The following is a 17,545-nucleotide window of genomic DNA, read 5'->3' as shown; positions in this document are numbered from 1 at the left end:
AGTCATGCTTATCGTAGTTTCTCCAGCGAAGACTCTTGATTACGAGTCTCCGTTAGCGACAGAAAAATTTACTCAACCTGAGTTGGTCGAATACTCAAAAGAGCTTATCGATGTTTGCCGCAAACTGACTCCTGCTGATGTTGCCTCTTTAATGAAAGTGAGCGACAAGATTGCCGATTTAAATGTGGGCCGATTCCAAGAGTGGAGTGAAACGTTTACCACGGAAAACTCACGACAAGCCATTCTTGCATTTAAAGGTGACGTTTACACAGGGCTAGACGCCGAAAGTTTATCTGAAGCGGACTTCGAATATGCTCAAGATCATCTGCGTATGCTATCGGGTCTTTATGGTTTACTAAAACCACTTGATTTGATGCAGCCATACCGTCTTGAAATGGGTACCAAGCTTGCAAACGACAAGGGTACGAACTTGTACCAGTTTTGGGGCAATGTAATTACGGACAAGCTTAACGAAGCGATTTCTGCTCAAGGTGATAATGTCCTTATCAACCTTGCATCAAATGAATACTTTAAAGCGGTTAAGCCAAAGAATTTAGATGCGCAAGTGATCACGCCAGTATTCAAAGATTGTAAGAATGGTCAATACAAGGTCATCAGTTTTTACGCGAAGAAAGCGCGCGGTATGATGGCGCGTTACATCATTGAAAACCGTGTTGAGAGCGTTGCAGACCTGACTAAGTTTGATACGGCGGGTTACTACTTTGTGGAAGATGAATCGACGCCAACAGAGTTAGTATTTAAACGCGAAGAGCAAAAATAAAGCTGATTGAGACGTAGTCTACGTTAATCTCTATCAGCACAAACGAAAAAGGGTTGGCATTGCCAACCCTTTGTTATTTTCTAGCTTGAGCTACTTGGCCCCAACAAGATTACTTCTTCTTAGCGGTTTTCTTTTTCGCTACTTTTTTCTTGTCGTCTTTTTTCTTTTTCTTCTTAAACACAGGCTTTTTGTGTTTAGGACGCATCTCTTTCACGAAACGCTCTTTGATGTCTTCTTTCACGTAACGTGCAACGCGATCCATCATTGGTTGGTCGTGTGCTTCTACGATTGAGATAGCGTTACCTTTCTTACCTGCGCGAGCCGTACGGCCGATACGGTGAAGGTAAACATCAGCCGTGCGCGGCATGTCGTAGTTGATAACGTGTGATACATCCGGAAGATCGATACCACGCGCAGCAACGTCCGTCGCGAGCAGCACGTTCACAGTTCCATCGCGGAAGCGAGAAATCGCATTGTTACGACGATCTTGCGGCATTTCACCTTGAATCCAAGAACATGGAATCTGTGCACTTTCAAGCTGCGCTCGTAGCTCAGCCAAACGCTCACGAGTCTTTAAAAAGACGATAGTGCGCTCAGCTTGCTGAGTAATAATGTGTTTTAGTAATTCCAGTTTGTGTTCAGCATCATCAGCTCGGTGGTACCACTGAGCAATTTTCTTACGCTCACGCAGCGGCGATTTTGCGTCGATCTCTGCTGGGTCATTCAACAGATCAGCGGTAAAGCCTTCTACGCCTTTCCCTTCTAACGTTGCTGAGAACAGAAGGGTTTGCTTACGCCAGCGACATTCGTTAGATAGGCGATCGACTGTAGGAGCAAAACCCATATCTAGCATACGGTCTGCTTCATCAAGGATTAACCATTCGATTGCACGACAATCAAAACGTTCTGCATCAATGTATTCTTTTAAACGGCCAGGTGTCGCAACCACAATGTCTTGTGTTGTTGCAAGGATGTCGGCGTGCTCTTGGTACTGAACACCACCAGTGATGGTGAAAATGTTGAGTTTGGTATTTTTTGCCAAAGCACGTGCTTGATCGGCAATTTGCATCGCCAGTTCGCGAGTAGGCGTTAGGATCAAAATACGCGCAGGTCCAGGCTTACGACGAGGGAAGTCTTGCAAGTATTGCAATGCTGGCAGGACGAAGGCGGCCGTTTTACCAGTTCCTGTTGGCGCTGACGCTAGAATGTCACGACCGTCCAACGCTTGTGGAATCGCTTCTGCCTGAATTTTTGTTGGGCGTTCGTAACCCATCTCTTCAATGGCTTCAAGTAGGTTTTGGTCTAGATCAAGTTCAGCAAAGGTTCTGATCACAATGAGTTCTCCACAAGCAAAGCTTGGTTAATGGTTCGCCACAACAGCATAGAATACAAAAAGGTCGCACATTATAAAGTGATTGGTGATAAGGATCACATGTTATTTCACATCTTAAGATAAAACTCGCGGGTTAACTGGATGAAATCATCACTATAGCCGTCATTTGAACGGATAATTAAATGTGACGTCTGCAAATCGCAAGGTCGTTTTGACAGTTCAAATAACAGTCGGTGTACTGGTTTCTTTTCTGATGGTTGCACACGACAGATCCGCGATAGATACCAACTTTGGTTTAATGCTAGCTCAATGAACTGCTCGCCTTCGGTGATTGGCAACACAAAACTAGCTCTCCCTTCGTCATCAAGCAAATGATAGCAACGCTGTAGCAATGCGTTATGGCCTAGCGTATCAGTGTGCCTCGCGGTTGCACGTTGACTGTGTTTCGATTGCTCGCCGCTGTTGAAGTAGGGCGGGTTACAAATGATGCGTTGGAATGGATGTGTCGGCGTAAAGTGCAGTATGTCGGTGTGATGCACACTTACACGATCTGACCAAGGAGACTGGGCCATATTTTTTTGCGCGGCAGCAACGGCTGTTAATTCGATATCGACCGCGGTTATTTGAGCTTCTGTAAAGCGTTGAGCACACATCAGGGCAAGCAGGCCAGTGCCAGTGCCAATATCGAGAATTTTAGCGTCGTTAGGGCTTTGAATCCAAGCACCAAGCATTACCCCATCTGTGCTGACTGGCATACCACTCTCGCCGCCCTCAATACAAAATTGCTTAAAATTGAAGCCTTTAGTTTTCAGTTTTTTGTTCTTCATGATTGTTTTATATTTGCTCAATAATTAAGTGGATTGCTCTATTGTTTATTAATTGTATAGATTGTTGTTTTGTTGGTTACTAAATTGTATTGTTAATTGATCGAGATAAAGAACTGGTCTGTTATTTGGATCTGGTTATATCCACTGCTTTTAAGTTTGAAAACTAAATTAATATGGTGTTTTTTTCTTAAAGGTTGCCAAATGATGAGTCTTTCGTCATTATGCGGCGAAAATTTTATAGATTGAACCACGTGTACTTATTGACTTTAGGTATACAAAAAGTGGTCTAAGCATACACAACATTCATTAATTAAAAGACAAGGGTTATCTGTGAAGCAGACGTTAAAACTAACAGATATTATCGCAGTAGGCTTTATGCTATTTGCGTTCTTTTTAGGTGCGGGCAATATTATCTTTCCACCTCTAGCGGGTCAGTTAGCGGGTGAAAACTTAATGCCAGCTATGTTTGGTTTCTTGCTAACAGCGGTAGGTCTACCTCTTATTACTATCGTTGCTATTGCTGTTGCTGGTGGTTCTTGGGATCACTTGACGCAAGATCTTCCGAAAAAAGCGGCAGTTCTTATGGCTGCACTGATTTTCATCATCATTGGTCCTGCGTTTGCAGCGCCTCGTACTGGCCTAGTGGCTTACGAGATGGCGGTGAAACCTTTCTTCCTTGAGGCGTCACAAACGCATCTGACAGCGTTCTCAGTGATCTTCTTTATCGCAGCAATGATGTTCTCATGGTTCCAAGGCCGTTTGATCGATCTCATCGGTAAAGTACTGACACCAGCATTGTTCGTTGGTTTGATCATTCTTGCTGTCGCTGTCTTCCTTGATCCTCAGGGCGATATGATTGGCGCGCACGGTGAATACCTAACGCAGCCTCTGACCAAAGGCTTCTTAGAAGGCTACAACACAATGGATACGTTCGCGTCATTGATGTTTGGCATGCTGATGGTTGATGCACTGCGCGGTAAAGGCATTACTGAGCGCTCTGCAACTACTAAATATCTGATCTATGCAGGTTGTATTGCTGCTGCTGGTCTTGCGTTTGTTTACATCTCACTATTTTACTTAGGTGCGACGAGTGCAACGGTTGCTGCTGGTGCTGATAATGGTGGCCTAGTGCTTAGCCAATACGTTCAAGCGTTGTTTGGTCCATACGGTCAAATCGTTCTGTCTGTCATCGTATTGCTAGCGTGTCTGACAACCGCGATTGGCTTGATTTCTGCGTGTTCAGATTTCTTCAGCTCGAAAACACCACTGTCATACAAGCAATGGGTACTGATTAATGGTTCTGTTTGTGCATTGGTTGCAAACGTTGGTCTTGCGCAGCTGATTTCTCTGTCAGTGCCAGTATTGTTTGCGCTGTACCCTGTGGCGATTGCGTTGGTTGCACTAACATTTGTGCGCAGCAAACTGCCGAATCCACGCTTTGCTTACCGTGCAGTACTGCTTGTATCTCTGCTGTTTGCGTTGGTTGATGCGGCAAAAGTATCGGGTATTGATGTTTCTGCGTTTAACATGTTGCCATTATTCGAAGTCGGCATGGGTTGGGTGCTTCCAACATTTGCGGCTATCGTGTGCATGTTCTTCATCGCGAAACCTCGCCCAGAGCTAGCACAAGAAACCGCGTAATCACTTCGCGTTATCAAGATAATAAAAAGCCCGATGAATTACTTCATCGGGCTTTTTACTTTTTAATGATGACGTGTTTGCGCTATTAAAGCGTGTCGTGGAATTCCACAAGAACTTGTTCACACCATTTTTCGATGCGTTCATCACTCAGTTCGTACTGTGAGTCTTCATCTAACGCAAGTCCAACAAACTTGCTGCCATCTTCGATCAATGCTTTCGATGCTTCAAATTCGTAGCCTTCATTTGGCCAGTAACCGATAAAGGTTGCGCCTGTGGCTTGCAATTCATCGTGAAGTAAGCCCATCGCATCTAAATACCACTCTCCGTAACCTTCTTGGTCACCCAGACCAAACAGCGCTACAACTTTGCCTTTCAGTGGTGTGGTCGCGATGTCTTGCCAAATCGCGTTCCAATCTTCTTGAATTTCACCAAAATCCCAAGTTGAGATGCCAAGGAGTAATAAGTCGTAGTCCGCCATTAGTGATAACGGTGTCTCTTTCACATTGTGAATGTCGACAAGGTCTTCACCAATAAGGGTACGAATTTTCTCTGCTGCCATTTCGGTGTAGCAGGTCGTTGAGCCGTAAAAGAGTCCGATTTTCATTATATTCGTCGTTATTTGTGTTGCTGTTGTGGAAGATTCTAACCATAAATTGAGGAAGATTGCAGCGAATATCCTATGTGGGATGATTTTTTATGGTATTGGATTGGCAGGTGCTTTAATCTAAATACTGTAAATATAAACAGATAAGGAAGCATTCATGACGGCACAACAGCCTGTCAATCAACAAGATTTTTCGCTTGTTGAGCAATTCTTAGATGCGATGTGGATGGAGCGTGGTCTATCAGAGAACACGTTGGCTTCCTACCGAAACGATTTAATGAAGCTGCTCGTGTGGATGGAAAAACATCGATACCGTCTTGATTTTATCAGTTTGTCTGGCTTGCAAGAATATCAAAGCCACCTTGTAGACTTAGATTACAAACAGACGTCCCGTGCGCGTATGTTGTCGGCTATTCGTCGTTTATTTCAATACCTGCATCGTGAGAAGGTGCGCGCTGATGACCCGAGTGCGCTCTTGGTTAGCCCTAAACTGCCACAACGTTTACCCAAAGATATTAGTGAAGAGCAAGTGGACGCGTTGCTCGAAGCGCCAGACCCGAATGACCCTATAGAATTGCGCGATAAAGCGATGCTAGAGCTACTCTACGCGACAGGGTTGCGTGTGACAGAGCTCGTCAGTTTGACCATGGAAAATGTTAGCTTGCGCCAAGGGGTGGTGCGCGTGACTGGTAAAGGTGGTAAAGAACGCCTGGTTCCTATGGGGGAAAACGCGGTCGATTGGATCGAGACGTTCATTCAACAAGGGCGCCCTGCGTTACTTGGTGATACATCATCTGATATTGTTTTTCCTAGTAAACGCGCAAGACAGATGACTCGTCAGACGTTTTGGCACCGTATTAAATACTATGCTTTGATAGCAGGGATTGATACTGATCAGCTGTCGCCGCACGTACTGCGTCATGCCTTTGCCACGCATTTATTGAACTATGGCGCAGATCTCAGGGTCGTACAGATGCTTTTAGGACATAGTGACTTATCGACCACGCAAATTTATACTCACGTGGCGACTGAACGATTGAAGCAGATCCACAGTCAACACCACCCAAGAGCATAACAATGGTTAGATTCATCCATGTCCTCTTGGAAAAACGATTTTACATTAAGGTGAATTTCATGAGCGTATTACGCCGACTAACTCTGCTGACTTTACCATTTTTTGTTACCGCTTGTGGTGCAGAAGAAAGTCAGGCTCAAACGGAGACTCCTGCGCAACAAGTGGCGCCAGCTGCACAAAGCGGCTTTGATGAAGCAGCATTAAAAACTAAGTTCTCAAAGCTTGGTTTATCTATCGTTGATATTCAACCATCAGACGTCGCTGGCTTATTGGAAATTCAAACCAATGGCGGGATCCTGTTTGCTTCAAATGATGGTAGCCATTTTATCGCCGGTACGCTTTATGCCATTAATGATGATGGCAGTTACAAAGATGTCATAGCAGAGCGTCAAGCGCCGCTTAACGCCGAGAAAATTGCGCAGTTCTCCGATAGCATGATCGAATACAAAGCCGACGATGAAAAGTACGTTGTGACCGTATTCACCGATATCACATGTGGTTACTGTGTGCGTCTGCATAGCCAAATGCAAGGCTATAATGAGCTAGGTATTACAGTGCGTTACATGGCTTACCCTCGCCAAGGTGCAACTGGCCCTGTGGCAGAACAAATGGCAACGATTTGGTGTGCTGAAGATCCGGCGTCGGCAATGCACAACGCGAAAGTGAATCGTACATTTGATAACCCTGCGAAAGACCTGAAACAGTGTAAAGAAACCATCCAGGCGCATTACAATCTAGGTCGCCAATTGGGTATTTCTGGTACGCCAGCAATCTTCTTACCGAATGGCGAAATGGTTGGTGGCTACCTACCACCTGCAGAGCTATTGAAACGTTTAAAGCAACTATAATCCATTAGGAGCAGAGTCGGCAAAGTTGTCGGCTCTTTTAAGCATGATAGAAATTCAACGACGTCCTGAACCTGATCTTTCCCTTCTTCCTGATTCCATTCCTCCGATTCTTAAACGTATCTACATCAACCGTGGGATAACGGATCTTTCACAATTAGAAACGTCGGCCCGTGGGTTGCATTCATATCAAAAACTCGGGGGGATTGAGCAAGCTGTCGATCTTTTGTTTCAGGGGATAAAAGAACAAAAACGCATCATCGTTGTCGGTGATTTTGACGCTGATGGTGCGACAAGCTCAGCATTATCAGTACTCGCGCTGCGTATGCTTGGTAGTCACAATGTGGATTACCTAGTGCCAAATCGTTTTGAAGACGGTTATGGGTTAAGTCCAGAAGTCGTTGACCAAGCCTTAGAGCTTGGCGCTGAGATGATCATGACGGTGGATAACGGCGTCTCATCAATCGAAGGCGTGCGTTACGCAAAAGAAAATGGCATTACTGTGCTTGTTACCGATCACCACTTGCCAGGACAAGTGTTGCCTGATGTGGATGCAATGGTGAACCCAAACCTTGAGAGCTGTAGCTTTCCATCTAAAGCGCTTGCGGGTGTGGGGGTCGCGTTTTATCTCATGATGGCACTATGCGTTCATATGCGAAAACACAATTGGTTTGCAGAACAGGGGATGCAAGAGCCCAAGTTGATGGAACTGATTGACCTTGTTGCACTGGGTACCGTCGCCGACGTCGTTCCATTGGATGAAAACAACCGCATTCTTGTACACCAAGGTTTGCAACGTATTCGTGCGGGCAAAGCGCGTCCCGGCATCCAAGCGTTAATTGAGGTCGCGAAGCGCGATGCGCGTCGTTTAGTTGCGTCCGATTTTGGCTTTGCTTTAGGTCCACGTATTAATGCTGCAGGTCGTCTTGATGACATGTCTTTCGGTGTTGAACTGCTGATGTGTAACAACATCCACGCTGCTCGTCGCATGGCAAGTGAATTGGATGGCTTGAACCAAACACGTAAAGAGATTGAAGAAGGCATGAAGCAAGAAGCGATGGCTTTCTGTGAGCGCCTTCAGTTTGGTGAAGGCAATGAGCTTCCTTATGGCCTAGCCTTGTTCCAACGTGATTGGCATCAAGGTGTGATTGGTATTTTGGCTTCGCGTATTAAAGAGAAGTTTCACCGTCCAGTCATTGCATTTGCTGATGGCGGAGAAGGGACGATTAAAGGCTCGTGTCGTTCTATTCCGGGGCTACACATGCGCGATGCGTTGGATTTCATCGACACGCAAAACCCGGGTTTGATCATCAAGTTTGGTGGACACGCCATGGCAGCAGGCTTAACGATTAAAGAGCAGGATTTTGAGCGTTTCAGTCGTTTGTTTGATGAAGTGGTAAAAAAGGAACTCGATGAAGCGGCGCTAAAAGGCGTGATCATGTCAGATGGTGAACTTAAGCCGGAAGAGTTCTCTATGCATGTTGCTGAACAGCTGCGATCGGGTGGCCCTTTTGGACAAGCTTTCCCAGAGCCAATCTTTGATGGTGAGTTTAAAGTACTGCATCAAAAGCTGGTGGGTGAGAAGCATCTTAAATTGATGTTAGAGCCGCTTTATAAAGGTCACCCTACCAATGTGATGATCGACGGCATTGCATTCAATGTTGATCTACGCCGATGGCCAGATGCATCGGTTAAAACAGTACGTCTCGCGTATAAGTTGGATGTGAATGAATTTCGTGGTAATCAATCATTGCAATTGATGATCGATCATATCGAAGCTAAGTAATACCTAGATTAACCTTTCTTATAGAGTACGGTTGCCCCGAAGTGGGTGTAAAATTTTATGACCGTGCTCTCTCTCACCGCAATCTGATTTCTCATCCGAAATTTTCCTGTATCTCGGTCACATTTTTCAGTAGAATTTCTCGGTTAAATTCTATTCTAAAATGTTGAGTAAACATGTTTGAAATCAATCCAATTAAAAACCGTCTGCAGGACGTGTCTCAGCGCACAAATGTCCTGAGGGGGTATCTTTGACTATGACGCGAAGAAAGAGCGTCTAGAAGAAGTCAACGCAGAACTTGAACAACCAGATGTATGGAACGAACCTGAGCGTGCGCAAGCACTGGGTAAAGAGCGTGCATCACTAGAAGCGGTTGTTGAAACCATTGATCAACTAGAGCAAGGTGTGGAAGATGTAGAAGGTCTTCTTGAGCTGGCTGTAGAAGAAGAAGATCAAGAAACATTTGACGAAATTGAACCAGAACTTGCTGAGTTGGAAGAGAAGCTAGAAAAGCTTGAATTCCGTCGTATGTTCTCTGGCGACCACGATAGCTCTGATTGTTACATCGATTTGCAAGCTGGCTCTGGTGGTACAGAAGCACAAGACTGGACTAACATGCTGCTGCGTATGTACCTACGTTGGGCAGAAGCGAAGGGCTTCAAAGCTGAAGTGATTGAAGTCTCTGAAGGTGAAGTCGCGGGTCTTAAGTCGGCAACAGTTCGCATCTCTGGTGAGTATGCGTACGGTTGGTTACGCACTGAAACGGGCGTTCATCGTCTTGTTCGTAAATCTCCGTTCGATTCAGGCGGTCGTCGCCATACGTCATTTGCTTCTGCGTTCATCTATCCAGAGATTGATGAAAACATCGACATCGACATTAATCCTTCCGACCTACGCATTGACGTTTACCGTGCGTCAGGCGCAGGTGGTCAGCACGTAAACACCACAGAATCTGCGGTACGTATTACGCACGTACCTACGAACACAGTGGTTCAGTGTCAGAATGACCGTTCTCAACATAAGAACAAAGATCAGGCAATGAAACAGCTTCGAGCGAAGCTATTTGAGCTTGAATTGCAAAAGCAAAATGCGGAAAAACAAGCTAATGAAGACGCTAAGTCTGACATTGGCTGGGGTAGCCAGATCCGTTCTTACGTATTGGATGACTCACGTATTAAGGACCTCCGTACGGGCATTGAAAACCGTAATACTCAAGCGGTTCTTGATGGCGATCTGGACAAATTTATTGAAGCTAGCCTGAAATCAGGTCTATAAAGCTTTTCACCGACAAAAACAGGATACATCGAAAATGACTGATGCTGTTCAAAACGAAACTGTACTAGAAGAAAATAAGCTGATTGCTGAACGCCGCGCTAAACTGGATGCAATCCGAAAGAGCTGCAAAGCGAACGGCCATCCAAACGACTTCCGTCGTGACGCACTAGCGGGCGACCTTCAGAAAGAGTTCGGTGAAAAGACGAAGGAAGAGCTAGAAGAGCTTAACCACGTAGTAGCAATCGCAGGCCGTATCATGGCTAAACGTGGTCCATTCTTGGTAATTCAAGAAACTTCTGGCCGTATCCAAGCTTATGCTGACAAAGCGGTTCAAAAAGTACTTAAAGAAAAATACCAAGGTCTAGATATCGGTGACATCATCGGTGTTAAAGGTGCACTTCATAAGTCTGGTAAAGGTGACCTATACGTGAACATGGAAGAGTACGAGTTGCTAACCAAAGCACTACGTCCACTTCCAGAGAAGTTCCACGGTCTAACTGACCAAGAGATGCGTTATCGCCAACGTTACGTTGACCTGATCGTTAACGAAGACTCTCGTCAAGCGTTTGTAGTACGTTCTAAAGTAATGTCTGCAATCCGCAACTTCATGATCTCTAAGCAGTTCATGGAAGTTGAAACGCCAATGATGCACGTTATCCCTGGCGGTGCGAGTGCGCGTCCATTTATCACGCACCACAACGCACTAGACATGCCAATGTACCTACGTATCGCGCCAGAGCTATACCTGAAGCGTCTAGTTGTTGGTGGTTTTGATCGCGTATTCGAAATCAACCGTAACTTCCGTAACGAAGGCCTTTCTCCACGCCACAACCCAGAATTCACAATGATGGAATTCTACATGGCGTACGCAGACTACAAAGATCTGATGGACCTAACTGAAGAACTACTAAGCTCAGTGGCGCAAGAAGTTCTAGGTTCAACGTCAATGCCTTACGGTGATGAAACGGTTGAGTTTGGTGGTACTTACACTCGTATGAGCATGTTCGAAGCAATCAAGCACTACAACCCAGACCACGCGCAAATCCAAGCGCTAACAGAAGAAGACCTACAAAACCGTGATCTAATGGTTTCTATCGCGAAATCTGTTCACGTTGAAGTAGAACCTTTCTGGACATGTGGTCAGCTTCTTGAAGAGATCTTTGGTGAAACAGCAGAACCTAAGCTAATGCAGCCTACGTTCATCACTGGTTACCCAGCAGATATTTCTCCACTAGCTCGTCGTAGCGACGATAACCCGTTCTTTACAGACCGCTTTGAGTTCTTTATCGGTGGCCGTGAAGTAGCGAACGGTTTCTCAGAGCTTAACGATGCTGAAGACCAAGATGCACGCTTTAAAGCACAGGTTGAAGCGAAAGAGTCTGGTGACGACGAAGCAATGTTCTACGATGCAGACTACATCACTGCTCTAGAGCACGGCCTACCGCCAACAGCAGGCCAAGGTATCGGTATCGACCGTTTGGTTATGCTACTGACTAACACGCACACTATCCGTGACGTGATCCTATTCCCTGCAATGCGTCCGCAAGCGTAATTCGATAGGATGAGTAAAAAACCACCTTCGGGTGGTTTTTTTTGCCTTTTAGTTAAGTTAATTCAAGTTGTTGCATTTGCTTTTTAATGGGATATGCAAATAAACATTCGCCAAATCTCAATCTATTGCATAGTCTTAATACTGAGACAGACGTGAGGGGGCGGAGTCTCGATAATGTTACCCGCTCGCAAAGATAAGTTTGTGGCACAAAATTTCTATTAACAATGAAAAAGGGTTAGAGAATGGCTGGGCAGTTTAAGATGGATTCCATCCCGGGATCGCTTGTGGTAGTTGGCGGTACTTATGAGCCTTGGTTATCGGTACTGGAGCAAGTGGGCTGGAAGTGTCACCAAGTAGGTGACTTACGCAAAGCTAATACGCTGTTAGAAGATATTGGTCCATGTATCGGTATTGTTGATCTCAGCCATGACGAGTTCAGCTTGAATGGTTTGGCGAACTTAGTCAGCTCTCACAAACACGTACGTTGGTTAGCGTTTATTCGTGAATCTCAGCTTGGCACTGACACCATATGCCAGTTCATTGTTAACTTTTGTATCGATTTTTTCACAGCGCCGATCCCAGATGCACAGTTATTAAGCACAATAGGTCACCAGCTTGGCATGCTTAAGTTGGAGAAAAAAGTTTGGCCTAGTTTTGGTAGCAGTTTAGATATGGGTTTGATTGGTGAATCTATCCCGATGAAACGTTTACGCGATCAAGTGAAGCGCATTGGTCCAACGGACGTCAGTATTCTGATTTCTGGGGAAAGTGGGACTGGTAAAGAGGCGGTTGCTAGGGCCATCCATAAAGTCTCTTCACGCTCTCATAAACCGTTTATGGCAATTAACTGTCGCGCACTCAATGAACAACGTTTCCAAGCTGAAGTATTTGGTATTAACGCCGATGAAGATATGGAAGCATGCCTGCTTGAACAAGCAGATGGCGGCACCGTGTTGTTTAACGACATTCTTACCATTTCAAAAGAGCAGCAAATGAATCTGCTGAGATTCTTGCAAGAAGGCACCATTGATACCAAAGATGGCGTAAAAGCGGTTAACGTGCGTATTCTTGCTGCTAACTCGTCAGATGTTGAAAAAGCTTTGATTGACGGTGACTTCAATGAAGAGCTTTACCATTACATCAACGTTTTGCGCATCAATGTCCCTAGCTTGAAAGAACGTGCGAGTGACATCGCATTGCTGGCTCGTTTCTACTTACAAGAGTTCTCAAAAGAGTACAACTCGCAAGCAAAAAGCTTTTCTGAGGATGCATTCAAGGCACTGACACGTTATTTCTGGCCTGGAAATGTGCGTGAGCTGATGAACCAAGTGAAGCGAGCGGTATTAATGTCCGACAGCGTAATGATTGAAGAGCATCACTTAGATTTACCTCAACGTAATGACTCAAAGCGCAGCTTGAAATCAATCCGAGAGAAGAGTGAACGTGATGCGTTGCTGGTTGTTTTGGAATCTCATTCTGGTCAAGTTTCAAATGCGGCGAAAGAGCTCGGAGTTTCGCGTGCAACCATGTATCGACTACTTAATAAACATAACTTGATTTCCGAACAAGCCATGTAGTTGGCCTTTCCCTGTGTTAAATAGGCGAATAAATACAATAAAAGAGAGTGGCCACAGAGCCGCTCTTTTTATTTTTTGTTTGGTTTGATTTATAAAATCCGCAAATTTATATATTCCTCAGGTGAATATGTTATACATAAAAGTATATGAAACTAAATTGCGGTGTATTGATTTGTTTTTAATCAAAAAGGCAAAAAATGTTTGATATATATTCATCAAAGCTTACAATTTAACCGTAACTCAGTGAGTTATACCTTTCATAAACGGATTAATTTTTAGCTAGGAGGCGCAAGATGAAACATTACGTTGTTAACACCACTGCTTGCGCTGATCGTATGCCTATCGCTCCGATAACCCTTAAATCGGATGATACCAATACCACTGGCTCACAAGATAAAAATTAATCCGTAACCTATCATATTTATTACTAGGCTGCGGAAAAGTAGCGGCTTAGTATCAACAGAATATTTCTGTTCATTTTACGCACTATTTTTCCCAGTCGAATACATCGATAATCGGAGAAAATATTATGCGTCACTCTATTTACCTACAATTGGCCACTTTGCTATTGAAAGCAGACCTTAAACGCGAAGAAAAGCAATGGCAGCGCACCATACGCCGAACTGCTCATGATATTCCATGGACGAATGTTCATCTATTGAGAGATATTGGTTTAGATCGCGATGGTCGTTCTACACGTGCCAATGTTCCGGATGCAGTAAAAGTTGAACGTCGAGTTCGTCACCTTCGTCGAGTCTTAACGTCGCGAATAATGACGTAATCGTTAGCGTGTTGGGCTGACTGAGTTGCTAACGAGTCATTCAACACGCTTAACTTTTTATATGAAGTATGACTTCATTGGATAAACAGCTGATCTTGAAGATCAGCTGTTTTCGTTTGAAGGTGGTACTGTTAAGGGCAAGGATTCGAGTAAGTTGTACCTATTGCTTGAATTTCAGTAAGTAGTTCGTCGCTAAGTTGCAAATCAATACTGTCGATATTGGCTTTTAATTGGTCTAGGTTTGTTGCTCCGATAATGTTAGAAGCAACAAATGGACGCTGATTGACAAACGCGAGCGCCATTTGTGCAGGGTTTAGACCATGCTCTTGAGCTAAATTGACGTAAGCTTCGGTCGCTTTAACACCTTGTGGAGTGAAGTAGCGCGCAAAACGCTCCCACTTAGTACATCGAGCGCCTTCAGGTTTTGCCCCGTTTAGGTATTTACCACTCAGGCAGCCAAATGCCAAAGGAGAGTAGGCAAGTAACTGAACGCCTTCGTAATGGCTGATTTCAGACAAGCCAACTTCGAAGCTGCGGTTCAATAAGTTATATGGGTTTTGAATGGAGACAATTCTTGGCAAATCGTGTTTTTCTGCCAAACGCAGTAGCGACATTACACCCCAAGGCGTCTCGTTGGATACGCCGATATAGCGCACTTTACCTGCATTCACTAATTCAGTAAGCGCTTCCAACGTTTCAATTAACGTGACTTCTTCTTGTTTGTCAGGGTATGGGTAGTTGAGTTGACCAAAGCAGTTGGTTTGACGCTGCGGCCAATGTAGTTGGTACAAATCGACATAATCGGTTTGTAGACGATTAAGGCTGTCATCAATTGCTGTATGGATGTGGCGACGATTAAGGCTCATGTTGTCTCTAATGTGAGGAACATTGCGAGGGCCTGCCACTTTTGTTGCCAGTACTACTTTTTCTCTTTTGCCGCTTTTTGCCAACCAATTACCGATGTATTGCTCGGTGAGCCCTTGTGTTTCCGAGTTTGGCGGTACAGGGTACATCTCTGCGGTATCGATGAAGTTCACCCCATGATCGAGGGCAAAGTCGAGCTGTTCAAAGGCGTCCTTTTCTGTGTTTTGCTCGCCAAACGTCATAGTGCCGAGGCAGATTTTACTGATCTCAAGTGATGAGTGCGGTAGTTTTGTGTATTGCATATCACGTCCTTGAAGAGTTACCGACTAAATAAGTGACTCCAATATAGGGGATTTTTAGCCGCAATCGCAAATGATTTACGTATAAAGGAAGAGCAAACTCGAAAGCTACAGTTAGCCTAACTACACTTAAATGATCGTGTGAAGGAGGTATGTTATGCAGAAGCATCAATTGGACATGTGGCTACATGGTCCACATAAAGATACTTATAAAACTCCCAAAGTATTTGTGATTGGGTGTTCTGATGTCTCTGACTATCTTTTAGCTGTGGAGTACAAGCATCAACTTGAGCCGATTAAAGACGGTGAAGACCCGATACATTTTGGCTCTCTAGACTTAGTAAAAGAAGAACTATTGAGGCTAGGGGTCGATAAAGCGTATTTAAGGCTGCGCAATGCGTATGACGAATGTGGCACTGAAGAGGCAGCCTCGTACTGCGATATTGAGTTATCGCTCGTGACGCACTAAATAGCTGATATGGTTTTATTCTGGTTGAGTGTTAATGTAGTGCTTGAGTAAGATCTGTTCAGTAAACTGTGTTCTAAGGTAAAAGCCTCGGGGCAGAGTTTTCATCGGCTTACCATTTGAGTTGTATGCTTCGGTGAGCGCTTTTGCATTTGCGGCTTTAGGGCGAAGATGCAGCGCTTCTCCGTGTCTGGCGGAAATTTGATCAAATCTTCCCAAGACGATCATCTCCATTAACTCTTCCCAGTCATTTCGCAAAATCCGCTCTTCTTCTTCATCTGGTGACCAAATGAGTGGACTGCCCACACGTCTTTCAGCGAGTGGGATTTCTCGTTCTCCTTCTACGGGTACCCAAAGCACACGAGATAGCTTGTTTCGAACATGACTTGTTTCCCATGTAAGACCATGAACACCAGTGAGGGGGGCCACAGAAACAAAGGTTGTTTCTAAAGGTTTGCCAGAATAACTGATCGGAATACTTTTCAACTCGATCCCTAGTTTTGCGAAATCTTGTTGAGGTTTACTGCCAGCTGGAGCGCCCAAGTGCCATTCGAGTAATTGACCCACCCAACCTTTATCACGTTTTAAGTTTTCAGGAACAATCATATTCGCCTCGGCGGCCAACTCAGCAAAACTGAGTCCTGCCATATCATGCGCTCGTTCCAATAGCTCTGCTTCTGTTTGTGGTTCTGGTTTCATAGTTACAAGGTGGTATTACAAAAAATATAGTTTATCAAACTCCGACCAAATCTACTGTTTAAGATTTCACCGAGGCGGTGTAAGAACGATCAATTCATAACTTATCCACAGGTGGAGGAGGTATTGATAAGATCCTGACGAGGTCTGTATGAATAAACAGGGGTTAAAATGCATTTTTGGGGTTGATTTTGTTGTAATCATCTAAACGAATAGCAGGTGAGTGTGGATAAATAGCCTGTTGGTGGATCTTTGACCGATCTGAGTTTGGTGAAAAGATCATCAAGAAACTGAAGATCGAATTATCGTTATTTTTAAAAATAAATGCTTTTTTATCAATATGTTATGTTTGTTTTTTTGTTTCTTCATTTGTTTTGCTTTTGATGGGATTGAACTGAATTACTCATTTGAATTGAATTCTTCACAAAGTTATTCACAGAAAAGGTGAATAAATGTGGGCAATGTCTCACTCTTGTGTTGATAAGGTATGGTTTGATTAAAAGATATCCAAAAATGGTGAAAAGGTAATAAATCTTGCTCATATCACATCAGTAAGTTTGCTAGTAATGGGGATATGTGGAAAAATCACGGTAATAAAAAATTTATTCATAGAGGTTAGCCAGTGATAGATGGCGATGGTTACCGACTTAATGTTGGTATTGTGATATGTAATAACCATGGTCAGGTCTTCTGGGCTAAACGATACGGGCAACACTCATGGCAATTTCCACAAGGTGGGATTGACGAAGGTGAAACCCCTGAACAAGCCATGTTCAGGGAGTTATACGAAGAAGTCGGTTTAACGAAAAAAGACGTTAAGATCATTGCAACAAGTCGTCATTGGTTAAGATATAAGCTACCAAAGCGATTGGTGCGTTGGGACTCCAAGCCTGTTTGTATCGGCCAAAAACAGAAATGGTTTCTGCTGAGATTAGAATGCGATGAGTCTCGCATTAATATGCAACGCGGAAAATCCCCTGAATTTGATGGTTGGCGCTGGGTAAGTTACTGGTATCCAGTTAGGCAAGTTGTTTCTTTCAAGCGAGATGTTTATCGACGAGCGATGAAAGAATTTGCATCCTTAGCCATGCCTTTTCGAGAGAGAAAAGCGAAAGGGAAAAGAAAAAAGCAACGTAGAGGATAATC

The 17,545-nt window shown here is 44.3% G+C and carries 16 protein-coding genes; 11 read left to right on the top strand and 5 right to left on the bottom strand.

From position 1 onward, the window contains the following. Positions 1-4: 4 nt before the first annotated feature. Positions 5-781, top strand: a complete 777-nt coding sequence (yaaA, locus tag R7E29_RS02550; protein ID WP_005382848.1) for a peroxide stress protein YaaA — start codon at positions 5-7, stop codon at positions 779-781. A 109-nt stretch (positions 782-890) separates the two neighbouring features. Here yaaA and srmB read toward each other — a convergent pair whose 3' ends face one another. Continuing rightward, positions 891-2,114: an ATP-dependent RNA helicase SrmB gene (gene srmB, locus R7E29_RS02545; RefSeq protein ID WP_005381797.1), complete on the bottom strand. Its 1,224-nt coding sequence runs from the start codon at positions 2,112-2,114 to the stop codon at positions 891-893. Positions 2,115-2,221: 107 nt separating this feature from the next. Beyond that, positions 2,222-2,941, bottom strand: a complete 720-nt coding sequence (locus tag R7E29_RS02540; RefSeq protein WP_017635070.1) for a tRNA1(Val) (adenine(37)-N6)-methyltransferase — start codon at positions 2,939-2,941, stop codon at positions 2,222-2,224. Positions 2,942-3,271: 330 nt separating this feature from the next. Here R7E29_RS02540 and brnQ point away from each other — a divergent pair, with 330 nt between their 5' ends. Next, positions 3,272-4,582: a branched-chain amino acid transport system II carrier protein gene (gene brnQ, locus R7E29_RS02535; RefSeq protein WP_005381792.1), complete on the top strand. Its 1,311-nt coding sequence runs from the start codon at positions 3,272-3,274 to the stop codon at positions 4,580-4,582. Between the two features lie 85 nt (positions 4,583-4,667). Here the strand turns inward: brnQ and fldB are convergent, their stop codons facing one another. After that, complete coding sequence (fldB, locus tag R7E29_RS02530; protein WP_005381790.1) at positions 4,668-5,186, bottom strand: flavodoxin FldB; 519 nt, start codon at positions 5,184-5,186, stop codon at positions 4,668-4,670. 157 nt (positions 5,187-5,343) lie between these two features. Between fldB and xerD the strand changes: the two genes are divergently transcribed. The 7 genes from xerD (at position 5,344) to R7E29_RS02495 (ending at position 14,074) form a co-directional block, all read left to right on the top strand. Beyond that, a complete protein-coding gene (gene xerD / locus R7E29_RS02525; RefSeq protein ID WP_005381788.1) occupies positions 5,344-6,261 on the top strand; it encodes a site-specific tyrosine recombinase XerD in 918 nt (305 codons plus the stop codon). A 59-nt stretch (positions 6,262-6,320) separates the two neighbouring features. Then, entirely contained in the window at positions 6,321-7,109 is a 789-nt protein-coding gene (dsbC, locus tag R7E29_RS02520; RefSeq protein ID WP_017635069.1) for a bifunctional protein-disulfide isomerase/oxidoreductase DsbC, read from the top strand. A 43-nt stretch (positions 7,110-7,152) separates the two neighbouring features. Next, positions 7,153-8,892: a single-stranded-DNA-specific exonuclease RecJ gene (recJ, locus tag R7E29_RS02515; RefSeq protein ID WP_017635068.1), complete on the top strand. Its 1,740-nt coding sequence runs from the start codon at positions 7,153-7,155 to the stop codon at positions 8,890-8,892. A gap of 173 nt (positions 8,893-9,065) precedes the next feature. Beyond that, positions 9,066-10,164, top strand: a protein-coding gene (gene prfB, locus R7E29_RS02510) for a peptide chain release factor 2 (RefSeq protein WP_100068604.1) whose coding sequence is annotated in 2 segments (ribosomal slippage) — positions 9,066-9,140 and positions 9,142-10,164 — 1,098 coding nt in all. Because the reading frame shifts where the segments join, the coding sequence is not laid out codon by codon here. A gap of 34 nt (positions 10,165-10,198) precedes the next feature. Further along, on the top strand, positions 10,199-11,716 hold the full coding sequence (gene lysS, locus R7E29_RS02505; protein WP_005382861.1) for a lysine--tRNA ligase: 1,518 nt from the start codon (positions 10,199-10,201) through the stop codon (positions 11,714-11,716). Between the two features lie 242 nt (positions 11,717-11,958). Then, a complete protein-coding gene (gene vpsR, locus R7E29_RS02500; protein ID WP_017635067.1) occupies positions 11,959-13,293 on the top strand; it encodes a cyclic-di-GMP-binding transcriptional regulator VpsR in 1,335 nt (444 codons plus the stop codon). A gap of 529 nt (positions 13,294-13,822) precedes the next feature. Beyond that, entirely contained in the window at positions 13,823-14,074 is a 252-nt protein-coding gene (locus tag R7E29_RS02495) for a hypothetical protein (protein WP_005381776.1), read from the top strand. A gap of 131 nt (positions 14,075-14,205) precedes the next feature. On the opposite strand, the gene R7E29_RS02490 is transcribed toward R7E29_RS02495, so the two are convergent. Continuing rightward, positions 14,206-15,240: an NADP(H)-dependent aldo-keto reductase gene (locus R7E29_RS02490; protein ID WP_005381774.1), complete on the bottom strand. Its 1,035-nt coding sequence runs from the start codon at positions 15,238-15,240 to the stop codon at positions 14,206-14,208. Positions 15,241-15,394: 154 nt separating this feature from the next. On the opposite strand from R7E29_RS02490, the gene R7E29_RS02485 reads away from it, so the two are divergent. Continuing rightward, complete coding sequence (locus tag R7E29_RS02485) at positions 15,395-15,706, top strand: DUF6482 family protein (RefSeq protein ID WP_005381772.1); 312 nt, start codon at positions 15,395-15,397, stop codon at positions 15,704-15,706. A gap of 15 nt (positions 15,707-15,721) precedes the next feature. On the opposite strand, the gene mutH is transcribed toward R7E29_RS02485, so the two are convergent. Further along, complete coding sequence (gene mutH / locus R7E29_RS02480; RefSeq protein ID WP_017821501.1) at positions 15,722-16,402, bottom strand: DNA mismatch repair endonuclease MutH; 681 nt, start codon at positions 16,400-16,402, stop codon at positions 15,722-15,724. Positions 16,403-17,021: 619 nt separating this feature from the next. On the opposite strand from mutH, the gene rppH reads away from it, so the two are divergent. Then, positions 17,022-17,543 (top strand): RNA pyrophosphohydrolase, encoded by a 522-nt coding sequence (gene rppH, locus R7E29_RS02475; protein WP_005381953.1) that lies wholly within the window; start codon positions 17,022-17,024, stop codon positions 17,541-17,543. Positions 17,544-17,545: the final 2 nt, after the last annotated feature.

Source organism: Vibrio sp. Vb1729 (genome assembly GCF_033338655.1).
GTDB lineage: Bacteria > Pseudomonadota > Gammaproteobacteria > Enterobacterales > Vibrionaceae > Vibrio > Vibrio alginolyticus.
This window is presented reverse-complemented; position numbering and strand designations above follow the sequence as displayed.

Excerpts from the sequence above, each read along its gene's own strand:
- R7E29_RS02495 (WP_005381776.1), top strand. The coding sequence starts at position 13,823 with ATGCGTCACTCTATTTACCTACAATTGGCCACTTTGCTATTGAAAGCA.
- dsbC (WP_017635069.1), top strand. The coding sequence starts at position 6,321 with ATGAGCGTATTACGCCGACTAACTCTGCTGACTTTACCATTTTTTGTT.
- recJ (WP_017635068.1), top strand. The coding sequence starts at position 7,153 with ATGATAGAAATTCAACGACGTCCTGAACCTGATCTTTCCCTTCTTCCT.
- vpsR (WP_017635067.1), top strand. The coding sequence starts at position 11,959 with ATGGCTGGGCAGTTTAAGATGGATTCCATCCCGGGATCGCTTGTGGTA.
- R7E29_RS02485 (WP_005381772.1), top strand. The coding sequence starts at position 15,395 with ATGCAGAAGCATCAATTGGACATGTGGCTACATGGTCCACATAAAGAT.
- R7E29_RS02540 (WP_017635070.1), bottom strand. The coding sequence starts at position 2,941 with ATGAAGAACAAAAAACTGAAAACTAAAGGCTTCAATTTTAAGCAATTT.
- fldB (WP_005381790.1), bottom strand. The coding sequence starts at position 5,186 with ATGAAAATCGGACTCTTTTACGGCTCAACGACCTGCTACACCGAAATG.
- R7E29_RS02490 (WP_005381774.1), bottom strand. The coding sequence starts at position 15,240 with ATGCAATACACAAAACTACCGCACTCATCACTTGAGATCAGTAAAATC.
- lysS (WP_005382861.1), top strand. The coding sequence starts at position 10,199 with ATGACTGATGCTGTTCAAAACGAAACTGTACTAGAAGAAAATAAGCTG.
- yaaA (WP_005382848.1), top strand. The coding sequence starts at position 5 with ATGCTTATCGTAGTTTCTCCAGCGAAGACTCTTGATTACGAGTCTCCG.
- mutH (WP_017821501.1), bottom strand. The coding sequence starts at position 16,402 with ATGAAACCAGAACCACAAACAGAAGCAGAGCTATTGGAACGAGCGCAT.
- xerD (WP_005381788.1), top strand. The coding sequence starts at position 5,344 with ATGACGGCACAACAGCCTGTCAATCAACAAGATTTTTCGCTTGTTGAG.